29 protein-coding genes are annotated in these 16,040 nt (G+C 33.1%); all 29 read right to left on the minus strand.

Going from position 1 to position 16,040, the window contains the following annotated elements; genetic code table 11:
* Window positions 1-124: 124 nt before the first annotated feature.
* Window positions 125-265: a hypothetical protein gene (locus CVD19_RS24325; RefSeq protein WP_180953432.1), complete on the minus strand. Its 141-nt coding sequence runs from the start codon at window positions 263-265 to the stop codon at window positions 125-127.
* Between the two features lie 45 nt (window positions 266-310).
* The gene (locus CVD19_RS00010) at window positions 311-850 is read right to left on the minus strand and encodes a hypothetical protein (protein ID WP_101579817.1); all 540 of its coding nucleotides are present in this window, start codon (window positions 848-850) and stop codon (window positions 311-313) included.
* Window positions 851-1,087, minus strand: coding sequence for a hypothetical protein (locus CVD19_RS00015; RefSeq protein WP_101579818.1), 237 nt, complete (start codon window positions 1,085-1,087; stop codon window positions 851-853).
* 25 nt (window positions 1,088-1,112) lie between these two features.
* Entirely contained in the window at window positions 1,113-1,310 is a 198-nt protein-coding gene (locus CVD19_RS00020; RefSeq protein ID WP_101579819.1) for a hypothetical protein, read from the minus strand.
* Between the two features lie 45 nt (window positions 1,311-1,355).
* A complete protein-coding gene (locus tag CVD19_RS00025) occupies window positions 1,356-1,547 on the minus strand; it encodes a hypothetical protein (protein WP_101579820.1) in 192 nt (63 codons plus the stop codon).
* Between the two features lie 191 nt (window positions 1,548-1,738).
* Entirely contained in the window at window positions 1,739-3,082 is a 1,344-nt protein-coding gene (locus CVD19_RS25230) for an RNA-guided endonuclease InsQ/TnpB family protein (protein ID WP_101579821.1), read from the minus strand.
* Window positions 3,083-4,101: 1,019 nt separating this feature from the next.
* On the minus strand, window positions 4,102-4,290 hold the full coding sequence (locus tag CVD19_RS00035) for a hypothetical protein (protein WP_101579822.1): 189 nt from the start codon (window positions 4,288-4,290) through the stop codon (window positions 4,102-4,104).
* A 17-nt stretch (window positions 4,291-4,307) separates the two neighbouring features.
* The gene (locus tag CVD19_RS24330; RefSeq protein ID WP_219620070.1) at window positions 4,308-4,478 is read right to left on the minus strand and encodes a hypothetical protein; all 171 of its coding nucleotides are present in this window, start codon (window positions 4,476-4,478) and stop codon (window positions 4,308-4,310) included.
* A 36-nt stretch (window positions 4,479-4,514) separates the two neighbouring features.
* Window positions 4,515-4,736, minus strand: coding sequence for a hypothetical protein (locus CVD19_RS00040; RefSeq protein WP_101579823.1), 222 nt, complete (start codon window positions 4,734-4,736; stop codon window positions 4,515-4,517).
* A gap of 27 nt (window positions 4,737-4,763) precedes the next feature.
* Window positions 4,764-5,591, minus strand: coding sequence for a GIY-YIG nuclease family protein (locus CVD19_RS00045; protein ID WP_180953434.1), 828 nt, complete (start codon window positions 5,589-5,591; stop codon window positions 4,764-4,766).
* A gap of 39 nt (window positions 5,592-5,630) precedes the next feature.
* On the minus strand, window positions 5,631-6,209 hold the full coding sequence (locus CVD19_RS00050; RefSeq protein WP_101579825.1) for a macro domain-containing protein: 579 nt from the start codon (window positions 6,207-6,209) through the stop codon (window positions 5,631-5,633).
* Window positions 6,210-6,230: 21 nt separating this feature from the next.
* A complete protein-coding gene (locus CVD19_RS00055) occupies window positions 6,231-6,431 on the minus strand; it encodes a hypothetical protein (protein WP_101579826.1) in 201 nt (66 codons plus the stop codon).
* Between the two features lie 107 nt (window positions 6,432-6,538).
* Window positions 6,539-7,384 (minus strand): thymidylate synthase, encoded by an 846-nt coding sequence (thyA, locus tag CVD19_RS00060; protein WP_101579827.1) that lies wholly within the window; start codon window positions 7,382-7,384, stop codon window positions 6,539-6,541.
* Between the two features lie 75 nt (window positions 7,385-7,459).
* Entirely contained in the window at window positions 7,460-7,984 is a 525-nt protein-coding gene (locus CVD19_RS00065; RefSeq protein WP_101579828.1) for an HAD family hydrolase, read from the minus strand.
* An 11-nt stretch (window positions 7,985-7,995) separates the two neighbouring features.
* A complete protein-coding gene (gene nrdF, locus CVD19_RS00070; RefSeq protein ID WP_101579829.1) occupies window positions 7,996-8,967 on the minus strand; it encodes a class 1b ribonucleoside-diphosphate reductase subunit beta in 972 nt (323 codons plus the stop codon).
* Window positions 8,955-11,048: a class 1b ribonucleoside-diphosphate reductase subunit alpha gene (gene nrdE / locus CVD19_RS00075; RefSeq protein WP_101579830.1), complete on the minus strand. Its 2,094-nt coding sequence runs from the start codon at window positions 11,046-11,048 to the stop codon at window positions 8,955-8,957. Before nrdE ends, nrdF begins: the two co-directional genes overlap by 13 nt.
* A gap of 6 nt (window positions 11,049-11,054) precedes the next feature.
* Window positions 11,055-11,420: a class Ib ribonucleoside-diphosphate reductase assembly flavoprotein NrdI gene (nrdI, locus tag CVD19_RS00080; protein ID WP_101579831.1), complete on the minus strand. Its 366-nt coding sequence runs from the start codon at window positions 11,418-11,420 to the stop codon at window positions 11,055-11,057.
* Window positions 11,417-11,641, minus strand: a complete 225-nt coding sequence (locus CVD19_RS00085) for a glutaredoxin family protein (RefSeq protein WP_101579832.1) — start codon at window positions 11,639-11,641, stop codon at window positions 11,417-11,419. The genes nrdI and CVD19_RS00085 overlap by 4 nt, the downstream gene beginning before the upstream one ends.
* 36 nt (window positions 11,642-11,677) lie before the next feature.
* Window positions 11,678-11,992 carry a hypothetical protein gene (locus CVD19_RS00090; protein WP_101579833.1) on the minus strand — a complete coding sequence of 105 codons (315 nt, stop codon included), beginning with the start codon at window positions 11,990-11,992 and terminating at the stop codon, window positions 11,678-11,680.
* Between the two features lie 17 nt (window positions 11,993-12,009).
* Window positions 12,010-12,231, minus strand: coding sequence for a hypothetical protein (locus tag CVD19_RS00095; RefSeq protein WP_101579834.1), 222 nt, complete (start codon window positions 12,229-12,231; stop codon window positions 12,010-12,012).
* Window positions 12,232-12,415: 184 nt separating this feature from the next.
* On the minus strand, window positions 12,416-12,544 hold the full coding sequence (locus CVD19_RS25235) for a hypothetical protein (protein WP_257984977.1): 129 nt from the start codon (window positions 12,542-12,544) through the stop codon (window positions 12,416-12,418).
* Window positions 12,545-12,934: 390 nt separating this feature from the next.
* On the minus strand, window positions 12,935-13,141 hold the full coding sequence (locus CVD19_RS00100) for a hypothetical protein (protein ID WP_101579835.1): 207 nt from the start codon (window positions 13,139-13,141) through the stop codon (window positions 12,935-12,937).
* Window positions 13,134-13,448, minus strand: coding sequence for a hypothetical protein (locus tag CVD19_RS00105; RefSeq protein WP_101579836.1), 315 nt, complete (start codon window positions 13,446-13,448; stop codon window positions 13,134-13,136). Before CVD19_RS00105 ends, CVD19_RS00100 begins: the two co-directional genes overlap by 8 nt.
* Window positions 13,449-13,460: 12 nt before the next feature.
* Entirely contained in the window at window positions 13,461-13,817 is a 357-nt protein-coding gene (locus CVD19_RS00110) for a hypothetical protein (RefSeq protein WP_101579837.1), read from the minus strand.
* A gap of 188 nt (window positions 13,818-14,005) precedes the next feature.
* Window positions 14,006-14,206, minus strand: coding sequence for a hypothetical protein (locus tag CVD19_RS00115; RefSeq protein ID WP_101579838.1), 201 nt, complete (start codon window positions 14,204-14,206; stop codon window positions 14,006-14,008).
* A gap of 4 nt (window positions 14,207-14,210) precedes the next feature.
* Window positions 14,211-14,534, minus strand: a complete 324-nt coding sequence (locus CVD19_RS00120) for a hypothetical protein (protein WP_101579839.1) — start codon at window positions 14,532-14,534, stop codon at window positions 14,211-14,213.
* A gap of 176 nt (window positions 14,535-14,710) precedes the next feature.
* On the minus strand, window positions 14,711-14,887 hold the full coding sequence (locus CVD19_RS24335) for a hypothetical protein (RefSeq protein ID WP_180953435.1): 177 nt from the start codon (window positions 14,885-14,887) through the stop codon (window positions 14,711-14,713).
* 60 nt (window positions 14,888-14,947) lie between these two features.
* Complete coding sequence (locus CVD19_RS00125; protein WP_101579840.1) at window positions 14,948-15,751, minus strand: DNA adenine methylase; 804 nt, start codon at window positions 15,749-15,751, stop codon at window positions 14,948-14,950.
* Window positions 15,748-15,900, minus strand: a complete 153-nt coding sequence (locus CVD19_RS24340; protein WP_180953436.1) for a hypothetical protein — start codon at window positions 15,898-15,900, stop codon at window positions 15,748-15,750. The genes CVD19_RS00125 and CVD19_RS24340 overlap by 4 nt, the downstream gene beginning before the upstream one ends.
* Window positions 15,901-16,040: the final 140 nt, after the last annotated feature.

Below are 16,040 nucleotides of genomic sequence, written 5' to 3' on the forward strand. Positions count from 1 at the left end.
GGAGCAGCCTTAATCATGGCTGCTCCGTTTTTACTATGATTGCTGAGTGTAATAAACTTCCTCAACAGGTTATAAACATATACAACGATATATAGGTAAAAATTTAGAGTAGGAATTATCCTACTCATTTTAACATTAATTTAATAATTGCTTTATTTTTTTCCATATAGACTGCTTCGCTCTCTACAGTTTCGTTAATATATATGTGGACTTTGCACCTTCCAACTATTAGTGTTTCAATTGGTTTTGTCTCCGTTTTTTCCATTACTCCTCTCACCTCAATATGTATGTATGTTTATTTATGTTTGTCCTATGTCCTGTATTTTTCAATCAGCTCATCCAACAACTGATTTATGTAATATGTGTACCTGACTTTCTTTTTAAAGTTCTTAATTTCAATTCCAATCTCTTTACAAATATCCAAAGAAATACTACTTTTATTAACTTTTGATATATAGTTATGTCTAGTTATTTTATTTTGAGCAACGTACTTATAATCAAGAAAATCATTTATATGTACAAATACAGTGAAATTTTCGTAATTGCGGAAGTTGAAAATAAATCCGGCAATCAAACCGTCATATTCGACTGCTTCTTTCAGTGCTTGAATCTGATGCTTCTTAATGATTTTCTCGCTGAATGAAAATGATTTCTGTGCAGTCGATTTAAGTTCAACTGGAAATAAATTAGGTTTCCTATATATGAAACTATCGAAATCATTTTTTGATACTCTAGCATCCGGTTTTAACATCATTGGGCTAACGTCTTTTATCCTGTAGAAGAAGATGTTTTGATCCTTTGCCGATTTCTTTAAATCTTCTTCAAATTCTTTACCTGGGTTTTTAGCCAATCAATCACCTCTTTCAGATAGACTTTTGTTCAACTCTTCCATAAAACGTTTGGCAGAATTTTGATGTTTGAGATCATTTAGTTCTTTTTCCAGTTTTTCAATTCTGTCTTCTAAGCCAGCAAGATAGTTTACAAATTCATCTGCAGGATTATCTGTCACTACTCTGTCCACATAAATTCCATTGTCATTTAAAATTACTTGACCATCTTTCCTTGTAGTTTCAATACCTTTTTTCATTTATATATACCACCCTTAAATTAATTTATATTGTAACACCTTTTGTTCTTAATCCTTTTTCCAATGACTTATATATTTCTTCTGCATTTTCAGCATTCGTATTGGCAGCAACATTAATCGTTGTGTTCGTGATGGTTTGTTCTTTTATCGCTTTCAACTCATGTAAAATTTCATGTAAAGCTTCTACTACTAAAACTTCAAAACATTTATTCTCTTGACTCATATTATCACCTCCTTAATGTTTGGTCGTTACCCTAAGTTTAATTTATTAGTTTTGAATTGGCTCGATTGATACTTTTACTGTTAACGGCTTACTTCCATTTTCTAATTTTAGTTTCCCAAGTGTAAATTCATGCTGACAATCTTGCATTACAGCCTTTAGTACAGAGTCATCAAATCTTAGTCCTACATTATTATGTACACCACATTCACAGGTTGCAGTTAATTGCTCCTGACTCACTTTCATCACCTCCCTTCAAGCATATGAAACTACCGTTTTAATTTAATTTCATTACTACCTTATTTCCTCTTCCACCACGAACTTCTGTATGTTTATTGAATAACTTTTTTAGAAATTTCATCATATTCTTCACCTCCTTCCAGTTTAACAGCGTGACATTACGTTACTCAATTGTATATGTATAATTAATTTTACATAGCATATTTCATATTATGTTTTAACTCTTTTTCCTGACTTTCTAACTGTTCTTTAATTATGTTCTCAATATCCTTTGTTGCAATATTCTTAGCTGCGTTCCAGTCTGCATTAACATAGAACTTGCTGCCGTATCCACAATTAACACAAATAAACTTATCTTGACCGTTCTTTTCTACATCCCGATTTTCCTTTGAAATATGCCCACAACACGAGCATCTTTGTGATGTGTAATTTGGTTTGATGAACACCACATTAATTCCTTTTTCCTCAGCTTTATATTTAATCTTTTGCTGCAGATCATAATATGTCCAGGTCTTTAAAAATGTATTTTCTTCTGCAATTCCCGATAAGTCTTCCATCTGAATAATCCCGCAATTATGTTTAACTGCTTGGTCAACTATGTATCTACTCCAATTATGATTCTTTGTATCTTTGAATCTCTTAATCTTGCCTGACAATACTTCTAACGGTTTAATTCTTGTTTTTGTACCGTGACCAATGCTACCTTCACCACACCATTTACGCTGTTTTTGGAGTTTCCGCTTACGTGATTCAACTTGTTTTTGAAAATTACTAATCTCTGTTACATCCCCAACTGCTTCTCTATAGTATTTATTATCAGATATAGCTAACATTGCTGGAATATTAATACCCAAGTCAATTCCCATAATTCTATTTTCATCCAATGTTTCAACTTTGTCTGATTCAAAACTATATGTAATGAGTAAATAGAATTTATTTTTATTTTTGGTGATTCGACTATCACACAGTTTATAACTACCTTCAATAATCCTGTCTAAGATTTCATATGCTCCTTTTCCCGTTCGTAACTCTACGTCCATTTGACCATTTTTCATTTCACGTTCTTTTGCGCCTTCTCTAGATAATAGTGATAATTTACATGTATATGTTTTACTGTTAATTTTGGTTAAATGATTAATTTGTTGTGATCTAATAGGGAAGCTTCCGTCACGCTTATATCTCATTATTGATATTTCACCTTTTAATATTTTTGACTTATCGCTTGTAAATTTTTCAACTGCTTCTTTAACTGATGAAGCAACAGTAGCAGAAGATACAAATTTAGCTTGCACTTCTCTTAATTCACCTAAAATATCATTTGTCAAGGTTACGCCTGATAATTCTTTTATTTTTGGGTATTCGCCAAATCTACTGTGATATGAGAATGAAAAGTTTTGCCAATCATATGCAATTGATGTTGCTTTATTTTTTAACATGAATACTTCGAATTGAATGTCACTAAGTAGATTGTAAAGTGCTTTTTCAAATCTAATTTCATATTTCATAGTTTTTGTTGTCATTTTATTTTTTGTCATTTTACTTTTCTACCTTTCAGTTTATTTTGTTTTAGTGCGAATGAATCCGGGATTTCGTGATTGCTTATGGTTCGCACTGTTCTTTTTGTACGTATGTAGATTGTCTACATTTTATTGAGAGTAATCCAATGCTGGGATGGTTCTCCCTATTCATATACATATGTAGATCGTTCCTTACTGCGTAAGTATCAAGAGGTGGCGTTGATCTCCCTATTCATACACGTATGTAAATTATTACTGCCAGAATAGAGTTGCATATGAATATTTTATTTTTACCGAGTGTTGTGAGTGTCTATATCGAATACTCACACTTCTACGACATCTTATTGATGTACTGGTATAGCTGGCGGAGAGTCGCCACAGGTAGTTTCTGTTGTTGCCAAATCGGATGAATCGGACATATCCGAAGACTAGATAGGATGTGCTGGATTTTATCTTACAATTTATACACCCATATAAGTTGTACGTTTTTTACCATACACCTTACAACGTTGTTTGCTTACAATTCATGCACCTATATAAGTTGTTTATTTTTTGCTGACAATCTTAACCCGTCTGACGAGACCTTACAATTCATATACCTATATAAGTTGTTACAAGTCGTGTTCAAAGCGGGCGATCGTCGGTTCGTCTTACAATTCATATACCTATATAAGTTGTTACGGCGATAGTAACTTGAATTGCCTAGTCGGTATTTGTGACTAGGGTTTCACCTAACTAATGTTAGGAAATTCTCTTTCGAGAAATACCTTATCGAGTGTTTAAATCGTGCCATTATTACTTATGTACTGACTTCACTTTCTCGATATTAGGACACCCATATGCAATATGCACTTAGGGTTCAGTTCAACTGATCTAAGTCGCCCTTTTAGTTTTAGGAGGAAAGGTGATCCTCCTTATTTATTATTATATTAAATTATTTTATATTAATCAACTGTTTTATTTAATTATTTTATTTTAGATGGTCAGGGAGGCTGCGCAGCACTTACACAACGTTATGTTCCTAATTTTGTATTTGATTATTTATTTTTAATGGTTTCAGCATTCTTCAATGCCTTTTTCAAATGAGCAGCTCTTTCTTCTAGATTAAACCCTTTATTGTCCTCTTCAATTAATTCAAGTATCTGTTCATATGTAACATTATTTTTCTTCATACTTTTCTGTATCCTGTCTCTCATTCTAGTAAAGGGATTTCCTTCTTTTTTCATTTCAAGCTCCTTTCAAATCAACGTTTTAATTGGAAAATCTGCTGTTCTAGTTTAATTATTTGTTGTTTCTGATCTTCAACTATTTGCAACAAACAATTAAACTCGGAAATTCTCGGTGCGTATGTTCCTTGTAATTCTCTGTCAAGCTTTCTATTTTTAATTATTTCTAAATTCAATTTCTCCAACATTATTATCTCCTTATGAAAGACATGTTTTATTTTCAACTATTCTTCATTTTCATCTTTATCGTACTTCCACCACTCTCGAACTTTGTTAAAGTCTATCTTGGAAGATGCACTTCCCATGTGGCTTTTTAAGATTTCTTTCTTTTCTCTTGTTAAACCTTGTATTGTTCCCTCTCTAGCCTCCATTGTTTTCTTATTTACAATCTGAAGCATTTCTTCTGTAGCGTTTTCTAATAGATTGGTTCTCTTTTTATTTGTCATTTTTATCCTCCTTATAAAAGATGTGTTTTATGCTGTTTCTAAATCATTATGTATTACATTGTATTTTGGATTCAAAGTTTTAATAATATCTTTTTCGATATCATTGACTTCTTCATCATACTTCTCCATATACAACAATGAAAATGCGAAAAATTCTTTGTAAATATCTCTAGTGTGAGTTGCACCAGTTAAGTGGGAAGTTATCCTTGATCTTAAATCTTTTGCTTTTCCGATATAGCATATTTCTGAGTCTTCGTTGTAAAATAAATATATTCCAGATTTATTCTTAGGTACTTTTGATTTTTCATTTAGTGTGTAAAAGTCTTGAAAGTCATAGATATTATGAATATTAGCTATTTGTTTTGCATCTATCCCACTAGAGTTAATCCTATCCTCTATTAAAGTTTGTTTTTTAGATACTCGTAGGCTATCTTCTTTCCTTCTTCCGACACCTTTTGATTCATATTCACCTATTTTTTGAAACCTTTCCCACACTACCGTCTTAGGGACACCAGATAAGTCTGAAATTTCCTTCATTGAAACATTGTTTTCTTTATAGTAGTTGTAAAGGGAATAGAAATCTATGTAAAAAAATTTACTGCGATTCTGATATACGCCCCCTTTTTCATTTGAATAACGCAATTCATAGTTAACATCTGCCAACCTATTAATCTCTGAATAATCTGTGGTCAAGCCCATATTAATTCCTGTTATATGTTTATATACTTCTTTAATGTTTTTCTTGAGTTCACTATATTTGTGTAACTCTTCCTTTACTTTTCTTAAATTTAGAATTCCAAATTCAAGAAGTTTATTTTCCCATTCTTCTTTCCACGATTTTTCAATAGCCTCCACTTTATTTAACCCACTCCCTTTTACGATAAATGTGAACATTTATTTCAATATTTCATAATCCCTGAACCTTGCAAAGTTCCAATCTATTGTCTTGGGTGGATTCTCAAAATGCTTAAACGCTAAAGACATTTGATAAGCAACATCTACCGGATGAACTTGACCACACCCTGCACCAAAAGCTGGAAAAGCTACTGTATCAATTTTTTCTTTAAACTTGTCAATTGCAATTAAGGTTGCCTTTGTAGCCATATATACATTGTCGGTATTCTTAATAATTTTTGGTATCCTCATAGTAGGGCTGTGTGCTAAATATTTGATTCTTTCATTATTCGTTTCAACGATGAATGACGTTCCAATTGGCTGTTCTCCGTAGTACTCATTTATAATGTGTTCTTGCACTCTTTTTTGTAACTGATCCCCGAAGTAGTTAGTTATAGCAGCGTCCATTCCTCCATCCATTAATCCAAATGAATTGGCAGGACTAACTAGACAATCGATTTGTTCTAGTTGTTCAAATATGCCAAGATGGACTTTCACATTATCGAACCTGTGAAACGCATTGGTAAAGCATTCATAAAGATATGTATTTGTTGCCAATAGCACATAGTTTCGTTTCATTTTAAACCTCCTAATGCTGTACTATGTATGCTTAACCAAACCTTGCTGCCACTCTATGATTTCATTGCTGTACCATTGCTCCAGCTCTACTCGTCTCGCAAAATCGTAAACTTCTCCAAGTAAATTTTTTTCGTGGTCAGTCAACTCTCTCTGCCACAGTTGTTCCATATGCAAGATAGCTTCATTTTTCCAAATTTGATCATGCTTATGAATTGTTCTCATTGCTTTACTCACCTCCTTATGAAAAAAGAAACAGATATTTTTCTATCTGTTTCCATTGTATTAAATTATTTTATTTTGGTCAATACTTTATATTTAATTATTTTGTATTAAATTGCAACTTCCAACTTCATCTGTGGATGAGGATTATATCCCTCTAATTTGAAATGTTCTGGTTTAAATCTATAGAAATGTTTAATTGTATCATCAATGATTAATTTAGGTACTGGTCTAGGTTCACGTTTAATTATTTCTTTCGCCTGATCTACATGTCTTGTATAGATATGACAGTTGTTTATGTAATGTATAAACTCACCAACCTCTAAGCCAACACTTTGAGCAATCATATGTTGTAACAAGGCATATTGTGTAGCATTTATATTTCCGGCTACAAGATAATCTGAACTTCTTTGAGTTAATGTCATATTCAATTTACCTTCTCTTACATCAAACATGGTCATAAATGCACAAGGATAAAGTGTCATGTCATGTAAGTCGTGATGATTGTATAGGTTTAATATTAATCTTCTTGATGAAGGATTCGTTTTTAAATCATAAATCAGTTTATCAATTTGACTCATGTATCCTACTTTTTCCCCATACCAATGAACTTGCCTCATCTGATACCCGTAAGCTCGACCAAGATTGCTATCCTGATTAGCCCATGCATCCCACCAGTGGATATTATACTTGTCTTTAAGTAGTTGGACATTGTTACTCTTGTCTTGGTATATCCATAAGATCTCTTTTAATCCTGAATAAAATGCAGTTGGTCTAAGAGTGATGATAGGAAATTCTTCTTGAAGATTGTATCTGTTTACTACTCCGAAAACACTTAATGTATGTGCTGGAGCACCATCTTTCCATACTGTTCTGACTTGTTGCTCTTCATCTGAAACTCCTTCATCTAGTATCCGTTGGAGAGTTTCTTTGAAAACTAAATCTGCTTTACTCATTTCACACTACCTTTCATATAAAATCAGGAAGAGTTTTCACCCTTCCCGTGTAAATATTCTAATCAAATGACTCTTTTACTGTCCTTCTGATTGTCGTTTTATTTCTGCAGCCAATCTTGGTTCAGGAGCGAAATCTCTTTCCCAATTTTCCGGTTTCATTATCTTACCATCACTTTCACGGTATTTAGGAACGCCATTATGTAATTTTCCCATGTTAGCTTGTTGAACGATTTCAAATAACTCGAATGGTGTAATTCCCATTTGCACAAATGAGCCGAAGATGAAATACAATTGATCAGTTAATGCGTCTGCTTGAGCTACTACCTTGTCACTAACTGGCTTTTTCTCAGTGATCATTTTGTTAAATGCCTTGTCTAAACCAGATAAGAACAGGTCATACACCTTTGAAAATTCCTCTTCGTCACCTTCTACAGTTGCATATAGTGACTCAATTATTTCTTCACCAGTCCATACTCCTCTGTTTAATGCAGTTTGGACAGACAAAGCAGTTGGTCTATCTGAAACTGGATGCTTGAATGCAGAGTGAAATTGTTGAACCATGTAGTACATTTCATTTTGTAGTTTCTTATTTTCTGTCATTTAAAATCTCCTTAGTTTATATTGTCGAATTTAAAAGTGTCATCAGTGATGGGTTTTACCTTCGCAATCGTATATGAGTTCCCTTTCTGTGAAAAGAAATCATGTGTAACACTGTCAGTACGGATGCCGTTCATTACGATAGGATCAATTACCTCGTCATCAAACATCTTATCTAACCCTAAATTCATAAGTGCTTTGTTAGCATTATACCTTACATATTTTTTCACTTCTGAAGATAAACCAATATCACTATAAAGTTCCTCAGTATATTTCATTTCGTTTTCGTATAAATCGTAAAGAAACTCAAATGCCCATATTTTTAATTTGTTCTGAGTTTCAGCATCAAAGCTTTTCAAGAGATTTTGAGAAAAATATCCAACAGCAACTCCGTGTAAAGCTTCATCCCTAAGAATAAGAGAAATTACCTCTGCGCTATTCTTCATCATTCCGTGACCAGCAAGGTATAGAGGATAGAAAAACCCACTATAGAACAAGAAAGATTCAAGTAGCACAGAAGAGTACATTGCCTTCCACAATGATTCCTTATCAGTAATACTTTGATATTGCTCACTAATTTTGCTGGCTTTGTATTGCAAATGTTTATTTTGTTTAACCCAATCGAATACTTCATCAATCTCTTGGTTTGAGCAAAGAGTGGTAAATATATAACTGTAACTCCTTGCATGAATAGCTTCCATTGCACCAAATAATGAAAGTACAGCCTTTTCTTGCAGATCATCAATGTGCTTAGATATTTCATTCATTCCAATATTGGTTTGGATAGTATCTAGAAGTGTTAATCCCCCAAGGACTTTCTTATATACATCCTGATGTTCGAACGATTTCCATTTTAGAATATCTTTCGAAACTGGCACTTCTGTTTCCAGCCAATATTGTTTTGTTTGTTGCTTCCAAAATACATCTGCCAATTCACTTGTAGGTCTATTCCAGTTGACTGCTTCATAGTGTTTTAAATTGAACATGCTACACATTCCTCCAACGTCCTCATTCTTTGGCGAACATAGTAAGTTGTTTTAATGCCTTTTTTCCAAGCATAGTAATACAACCGTGTAAGCATCTCAGTATCCCATTCGTCAGTAATGTAAAGTGTCATTGATAAACCTTGATCAACATGTTTTTGTGCAGTTGCATATAGATCAACCATTTTGTACATATCCATTTCATATGCTTCCTGATATAGATTGACGTTATCTTTTGTTAGAAATGGCATGGGATAAATTGTGCGACTATCTCCATAATCTCGTACCTCAACACGTTCTGTAATTGGTGATAGTGATGCTGTTGCTGATCTTACGTAAGATATGCTGCCTGTTGGAGCAACGCACAGTCTGTATGAATGATAAAGCCCATATTTCATTACATCTTCTTTTAATTCTTTCCATTGTTCAACGGTAATTGGTTTAACATTTCCCAATGCTTTCCTTGTCTTTTCATATTTAATATCAATTGGGTTATTTATGTACCAGTCGAAATATTCTCCGGTTGCATAATCAGATTTCTCAAATCCCTTAAATACTTTTCCTTTTTCTTTTGCAATTTTGTTGGAGGATTTAAGGGAGTGATAATTGAATGCTGAGAAAAAGACATCTACAAAATTAAGAGATTCTTGTTCTCCATATATAATGGAATTTGCCATCAAATGACCATGTAAATTCATTACACCAAGTCCTACCGAATGCATCTCTTTGTTACCCTTTGACACAGAAGGTACATTGGATATATCAGTTGCATCGGAGACTGAAGTTAATAATTGCATAGAGGTTTCAATTAAGTCACCAAAGTCTTTTACCTTCACTGCATTGTGTATATCTGTTGATCCTAAGTTACAAGATACATCCTGACCAATGATATCAATTTCATCATAGTCGTTAATTTCTGATGTTTCCTGCAGCTGGAGCACCTCGGTACAGAGATTGGAAATTTTAACCTTACCTACACTCTTTAAAGGATTTCCTTTTCTCACGTTGTCCTCAAACATTTCAAATGGATAACCTGACTCAATCTGAGTCTTCTTAACTTCTGTGTATAATTTCCTTGCACTTATCTTCTTTATTTTACGAACATTTGGATCATCGAGGAGTTCATAATAAACCTCGGACATATTTATTTCAGACATTCTCTTACCATATTTCTTTTTAATGTCATATGGACTAAATAAGAAAATATCCTTATCTTCTTCCATGAGTTTAAAGAAAATGTCAGGAACAACTATACCCGTAGACAATGTTGCCAGTCGTATTTTTTCATCAGCATTTGGCTTTTTTGCTGATAAAAAATCAATAATATCACCGTGAAAAATATGTAACCAAACCACTCCTGAACCTGCTCTTGCTCCTAATTGATTTGCATAACTAAAACTATTTTCAAGTAGTTTGGCAACTGGCATTACTCCGCTGGCTCTATTATCAATTTCTTTGATTGGATCTCCTGCACATCTCAAATCAATTAATGAGACTCCCACGCCCCCACCGAGTTTTGACAATTGGAGAGCATTTCCAATGTTGTGTGAGATACTGTTCATTGAATCATCAACCATTAGCTTAAAGCAGGAAACAAATTCTCCTCGTGCTTTTTTACCGCAATTCAAGATGGTTGGAGTAGCTGGCTGATAAGACTCTATCATATGTTTAACAGACTTCTCAGCAAGTTGTTCATTACCATCAGCCAGGTATAATGCACAAACAACTATACGATCTTCATACCGCTCCAGGTAGTTTTGTCCGTCTCGTGTTTTTAGTGCGTAGTTATTATAAAATTTGAATGCACTCATGAATGAAGGAAAACGGAATTTATAGCTATACGCCAAGTTGAACATTTTCTTGATAAAACGGAACTCATACTTTTTCAAAAATTCCTCTTCGTAATAGCCTTCCTCAACCAGATAATCCAGTTTTTCTTTTAGATTGTGGAAGAAGACTGTTTGCTTATTAATTTCATCCAAGAAATATCTTCTTGCTGCTTCCCTATCCTTTTCTCGATCAATTTGCTTTGTAAGTGTGTATGTGTTTAAAACCTCATTATTAAGTTTCAGGTATTCTTTCATCTAATACTATTCACCCTCAATATATTTTTTATATTGGTCTTTAATTGCTTGAATGTCTTCCTTTGTTCCACGTAAGTCTATCTTTCTGATAATGGGAATATTAAATTTCTTACTGATTGATTCTGCCGGTTTACAGAAGTATTCTCCAAAATTGATATTTCCAGTTACAATTACCCCTACTATGTGTTGTTGGTTTTCCTGAAATAATAAAAACTCATCTACTTGTTTGGGTATTTCACCTAAACCATCTGTATAAGTAAACAAGAAATAGGGCTGATACAAAACCAAGCCCTTCACTATTTCCGAACTTGGTAAACTCAATTCTTGTATGATTGATCTAACATTCCCTGTTCTTGATGTGTAAACAATCATTTCAAATTAATAAGTAAGTCTTCAAACTCACCCATATTTGTGTAAAAATTGTTTTCATGTTCAACTACTGGAACAGACATGAATCCTAAATCGACCAATTTTTGTTTCGCTTGATCATCATGTTCAATGTTTACAATGTCAAACTGTACATCATTACCTTCAAAAAATGCTTTTGCTGCAATACATTTAGGACAAATTGTTTTTGTATATATTGTTACCATCCATAAACACAACCTTTAGTATTAATATATTTTGTTTTATAACGCCTTGTTTGGTTCAAATATGTAATTCTCATCTTTCTCATTTGATTCTTTTACTAACTGTCCCATCTCAGCATAACCCTTCATCATCTCATCGAGATTGACTTTCTTTTTCGGTTTAGCTTCAATCTGTTCGACCGGGACATAATATTCGTTAAATCGTGTTTCTCTTTCCACAAATGTATTTCCATCTAAATCCGTTAAAATCATATCCCCAGGAAACACAGGTATGCTTCCACTATAAGTTTCTAAAACACCTTTTTCTTTCACACGATTAACCGTCACTAAAAACTTTCGATGAGCATACTGCATTTCCCCACCCCGATTTTTTAATTTTTTATACTACCCACCATTAACACTTTCCCTTGATCCTTCCGAGCTTCCCTTTCAATATCCCGTATAACTGCACTTCTTACTCTACCTTCAGCCCTGTACAATTTTTCTACTCCATCCACTTCGACTATCGCATACCATTGTCGGTTAGGATTAAATTGCTTCTCGTGAGTGTTATCGAATACTGTCCTTACTTCCTTCTGATTCCTATATTTCATCTACTATTCTCCTTGTTTTGTATTTTAATATGAGGGTGTTTCTGAGTGGTTACATTTTGTCCACCGCCTTTACTAATATAATCCTATTATATTAAATTATTTTATTTTAAACAATAGGTATATTTAATTATTTAGTTTTAGAATGAAAGTGCAATTTGATTCGCTTTATATTTCGAACTGCGCATTACTTCTTACTATTGTGTTCTATTTGTTCCATAAATCGAAGGACACCATGTTTGTTTAATTCTCCGTAAGAAGGTGTTAAACTGACCATTTTGTCCTTTAATTCTTTCCACATTTTTTCATAGTCCATCTTTAGTCCTCCTTCGCATTTTGTGTCAAATATTCACGATATAATAGAACTTTGATTCGCTTATTTAATCAAACTTCTTTAAACTTCGACTATATAAACAAACTTTTTTTAAAATGACGGTTTTATGGTAAATAGTTTGTGAAATGATGGTTAGAAACGTTGATATATTAACCTTTTCATTTTCAGTTTTTCACAAACTTTTATGATTTTTGCACCATATTCTCGTACTACGCAATAACTTTTATCTCTTGTTGACCATTGCATTCGTCGCATTCAACTAGTTTTTCTTTTCCCAACGCCATTGTTTCATCATGATATTCTCCCATTCCATCATTTGGGACATTTAATGTAATCAGTCATTTATATACCTCCTTTCCTGTCGCTTTTGTGTCAACTTTGTACCAATCCTATTTCCTCCAACACCTTTTTTACAGGCAGTTTCTTTAAGTCTGGTAAGTTCTTAATCTTTTTATGTAAATCAGTAATACAGTCTTCGTGACCATTAATCATCACAGATTGTTTATCATCGGCAATCTTTAGAACATGATTATGTCCTATATTAAATTCATTGCAAATATCACAAAATCTTTCACTCATTGTCTTTGTCCTTTACAACCAATTTGATGTTCTCTCTTTTTACTACACTCTCAATATGTTTACTTAATTCGTTTAATTTGTCAACCAGTCGTGAAACATCGCAATTTTCTTCTGACCGGATTGATTCAGTGACATACCGTTTTAGCGCATGATTTAGATTTGTGCCAAAAAATCCAACTGTCTTCCATGTGTACTTGCCCGTTGGTTCTTTTGATTGACGATCAACGACTTCATCATAATGTTCTAGTATGAAATTCAGTTTGTCAGTTATAATCCTAAATTTATCATCCAATTGTAGTTCAAGCATCTCTTCACCTCCTTAAAGATATTTACTCATTCTTTGTTTAAGTTTATATCTAATGGCGTGTCGCCAGTAACGCATTGTACCTTCTTTATATCCACCATTCACCTTCTGGTAATAAGGGTACTCTACAAATTCCTTGTCATCGTCCTCTACAACGTCAAATATTTTAATTCCGTTTTTTACAAGGTAATCCTGTGTCTGTTTGCGTTGCTTGATAGTGTTCTGAATTAGATTATCAAGATGTTTTGAAAATCCTTCGTTGCCTTGTTTTTCTGCTTCATTCATTTTCTTCGTAAGTACGTGGAGTTCTAAATCCAAATAAATTCTTTCGTCTATTGCATTTATTAATTCATTAGAAATATTCGCTCTCAATGTTCATCACCCAGGATGATTATATCAGTTATCCAGTTGTTTCTCCATCTCCTCATCTAACACTTTATCACCTCACTTATGTAAAAGAGTGACTGTTTTTGTTTCAGCCACTCTTTAGTTTTGATAGTTTTATATTAAATTATTTTATATTAAAGGTCAAGTATAATTTTGGAATTGTTTAAATTATTTTATGTATAGGAAACTTCTTCTTTTAGTTTGTTCAATAACTGATACAATCCATTAATTGCCGTTTCGTATTTATGCCAGTCATAAGTTTCAATGTCGTGGTTGTTTTCCAATTTTGCAGAAACTTCTCCGACACCTTCTTCAAGTTGACTGATCAGCTGCAAAAGCAATTCCCGTTTACCTTCTGACATTACCGGACGCATAACATCACCCATCTTTATATTTTTTCTTTTCGTTATTTAACCTGTTCACTTCATCATATTTCTTCTCACCTAAGTTGACATCAATCATTAGATTCAAAAGTCCTTGTTCAAATTTATCATCAAATGAATATCTCTCCAATGACTCAATCTGATCACCGTTGTACCATGCGGTTTGATATGATCCAAAATTAACACTATATGTAATCGTTTCTCTTACTTGTCCTTGATATTTATATGTTTCTAGTTTCTGTCCGTTTATTTCCCCTACTTTTCCATTGGCTTTGACCTTCACCTTCTCATCCATGATAAATTTAAATTTGCTGCTCACATTGATTCTCCTTTTAGGGTTATTTAGGATTCATATGAAAGTTATCTTTTATCCAGCATGGTCGTACAATTTATCAGTTTTTTTCATCTGGATTACACACTGGACAAGGTACTCGCCCGTCACCAATCCAACCGTCATCATCGCAATACTCACACTCGTACATATGCAATACTCCTCTATGCGTTAATACCTTCAATGCTTTCATTCAAAATACATAATGTTTTTCTGATAGCCTGCATAGCACCTGAATTAATGTCCATCATAGATTTATCCTTTAATTCAGTATGTTTTTTGTACGCATTAGAACAGTCTTGATAGTACGTTAATATTTGTTTCTTCTGTTCATCTGTCATAAATACTCACCTTTTCTCCATGAATGGCAGGGTCTACTGTTCATTTAATAAAATTTATAATTATTTTGCTATGTATAAAAGTTCTTTTACTTTACCTCTTTTTTCACTATCTTGGTTTACTACGCCTCTCCGGTTTAATTCAAGAGGCGCAATGTTATTAAATGTTTTCCTCACAAATTCAGTATCAGAATTGCATATGTATAAAACCACTTCTTTATCAATCGAATTTACAGCTTCATTCAATCTTTGTAAATCCTTTTGGTTCCATCCTTCTTGTGTATAATTGCTTTCAGTTGAATCATATGGTGGATCAATAAATACCCAATCTCCTTCATTTAAATAATTTTTTATTATTGAAATCGCATTTTCATTTCTTATCTCAACATTCTGTAATCGATCTCTTATTTCTTGAAAGTGCTCAAACGTAATATCCTTAAAACCAATCCCCCATCCATCAAGAGGTCTACCATAAGGAGTATTGACTTTACCTTTCTTATTCACTCTCCATAGACCGTTAAAGCCACATCTATTTATATAGAAGAACCATTTAGCTTTGTCTAAGTTAGTAGTTAATTCGTTTTGCTTACTCCGATAATCGTAAAATTCTTCTTTAGTGAAACTATGTGAGAAAAACCATTCAATGAATTCCTGGATATCATTATCTGTAAATTTTTTCACAGTGTTATAAAAATTAATAAGATATGGATTACTATCATTATTTAAAGCTGGTATATTGCTATCTAATGAAATTGCTGCCCCTCCACAAAATGGCTCTACAATTCTGTTTTTTGGCTCCCAACCTAAGTTTTTATAGTGATGTAGCATATTTCTCTTGCCGCCTACCCATCTAATTATTGGTTTCAAGATGTCACTCCACTACTATATGAATTTAATTGATTTTGATTCATTACTTGATAAATAATTCCACCACTCGAAAATGTAACTTTTACTCTGGATAATTTTTCTTTGGTGTGGAAGTGTACAAACGAGCGTTCTACTTCATACTTTGTCATTGCTTCTCTCCTTATAAAATTGAAGTTTTATCTGAATTTAAATCAATATGTAGTATCGTTTCTTTAATAACTCAAATATATAAATAGTATGCCATTTGATTATTTTTGTTTAATTCAGAAGCAAACACATAAATCAGTGT

The sequence above is a fragment of the Bacillus sp. T33-2 genome (genome assembly GCF_002860205.1).
In the GTDB taxonomy this organism is placed as follows: Bacteria; Bacillota; Bacilli; order Bacillales; family Cytobacillaceae; genus T33-2.

Coding starts and splice junctions, on each gene's coding strand:
- CVD19_RS24325 (WP_180953432.1), bottom strand. CDS start 265: ATGGAAAAAACGGAGACAAAACCAATTGAAACACTAATAGTTGGAAGG.
- CVD19_RS00015 (WP_101579818.1), bottom strand. CDS start 1,087: ATGAAAAAAGGTATTGAAACTACAAGGAAAGATGGTCAAGTAATTTTA.
- CVD19_RS00020 (WP_101579819.1), bottom strand. CDS start 1,310: ATGAGTCAAGAGAATAAATGTTTTGAAGTTTTAGTAGTAGAAGCTTTA.
- CVD19_RS25230 (WP_101579821.1), bottom strand. CDS start 3,082: ATGACAAAAAATAAAATGACAACAAAAACTATGAAATATGAAATTAGA.
- CVD19_RS00035 (WP_101579822.1), bottom strand. CDS start 4,290: ATGAAAAAAGAAGGAAATCCCTTTACTAGAATGAGAGACAGGATACAG.
- CVD19_RS24330 (WP_219620070.1), bottom strand. CDS start 4,478: ATGTTGGAGAAATTGAATTTAGAAATAATTAAAAATAGAAAGCTTGAC.
- CVD19_RS00040 (WP_101579823.1), bottom strand. CDS start 4,736: ATGACAAATAAAAAGAGAACCAATCTATTAGAAAACGCTACAGAAGAA.
- CVD19_RS00050 (WP_101579825.1), bottom strand. CDS start 6,209: ATGAAACGAAACTATGTGCTATTGGCAACAAATACATATCTTTATGAA.
- CVD19_RS00055 (WP_101579826.1), bottom strand. CDS start 6,431: ATGAGAACAATTCATAAGCATGATCAAATTTGGAAAAATGAAGCTATC.
- thyA (WP_101579827.1), bottom strand. CDS start 7,384: ATGAGTAAAGCAGATTTAGTTTTCAAAGAAACTCTCCAACGGATACTA.
- CVD19_RS00065 (WP_101579828.1), bottom strand. CDS start 7,984: ATGACAGAAAATAAGAAACTACAAAATGAAATGTACTACATGGTTCAA.
- nrdF (WP_101579829.1), bottom strand. CDS start 8,967: ATGTTCAATTTAAAACACTATGAAGCAGTCAACTGGAATAGACCTACA.
- nrdE (WP_101579830.1), bottom strand. CDS start 11,048: ATGAAAGAATACCTGAAACTTAATAATGAGGTTTTAAACACATACACA.
- nrdI (WP_101579831.1), bottom strand. CDS start 11,420: ATGATTGTTTACACATCAAGAACAGGGAATGTTAGATCAATCATACAA.
- CVD19_RS00085 (WP_101579832.1), bottom strand. CDS start 11,641: ATGGTAACAATATATACAAAAACAATTTGTCCTAAATGTATTGCAGCA.
- CVD19_RS00090 (WP_101579833.1), bottom strand. CDS start 11,992: ATGCAGTATGCTCATCGAAAGTTTTTAGTGACGGTTAATCGTGTGAAA.
- CVD19_RS00095 (WP_101579834.1), bottom strand. CDS start 12,231: ATGAAATATAGGAATCAGAAGGAAGTAAGGACAGTATTCGATAACACT.
- CVD19_RS25235 (WP_257984977.1), bottom strand. CDS start 12,544: ATGGACTATGAAAAAATGTGGAAAGAATTAAAGGACAAAATGGTCAGT.
- CVD19_RS00100 (WP_101579835.1), bottom strand. CDS start 13,141: ATGAGTGAAAGATTTTGTGATATTTGCAATGAATTTAATATAGGACAT.
- CVD19_RS00105 (WP_101579836.1), bottom strand. CDS start 13,448: ATGCTTGAACTACAATTGGATGATAAATTTAGGATTATAACTGACAAA.
- CVD19_RS00115 (WP_101579838.1), bottom strand. CDS start 14,206: ATGCGTCCGGTAATGTCAGAAGGTAAACGGGAATTGCTTTTGCAGCTG.
- CVD19_RS24335 (WP_180953435.1), bottom strand. CDS start 14,887: ATGACAGATGAACAGAAGAAACAAATATTAACGTACTATCAAGACTGT.
- CVD19_RS24340 (WP_180953436.1), bottom strand. CDS start 15,900: ATGACAAAGTATGAAGTAGAACGCTCGTTTGTACACTTCCACACCAAA.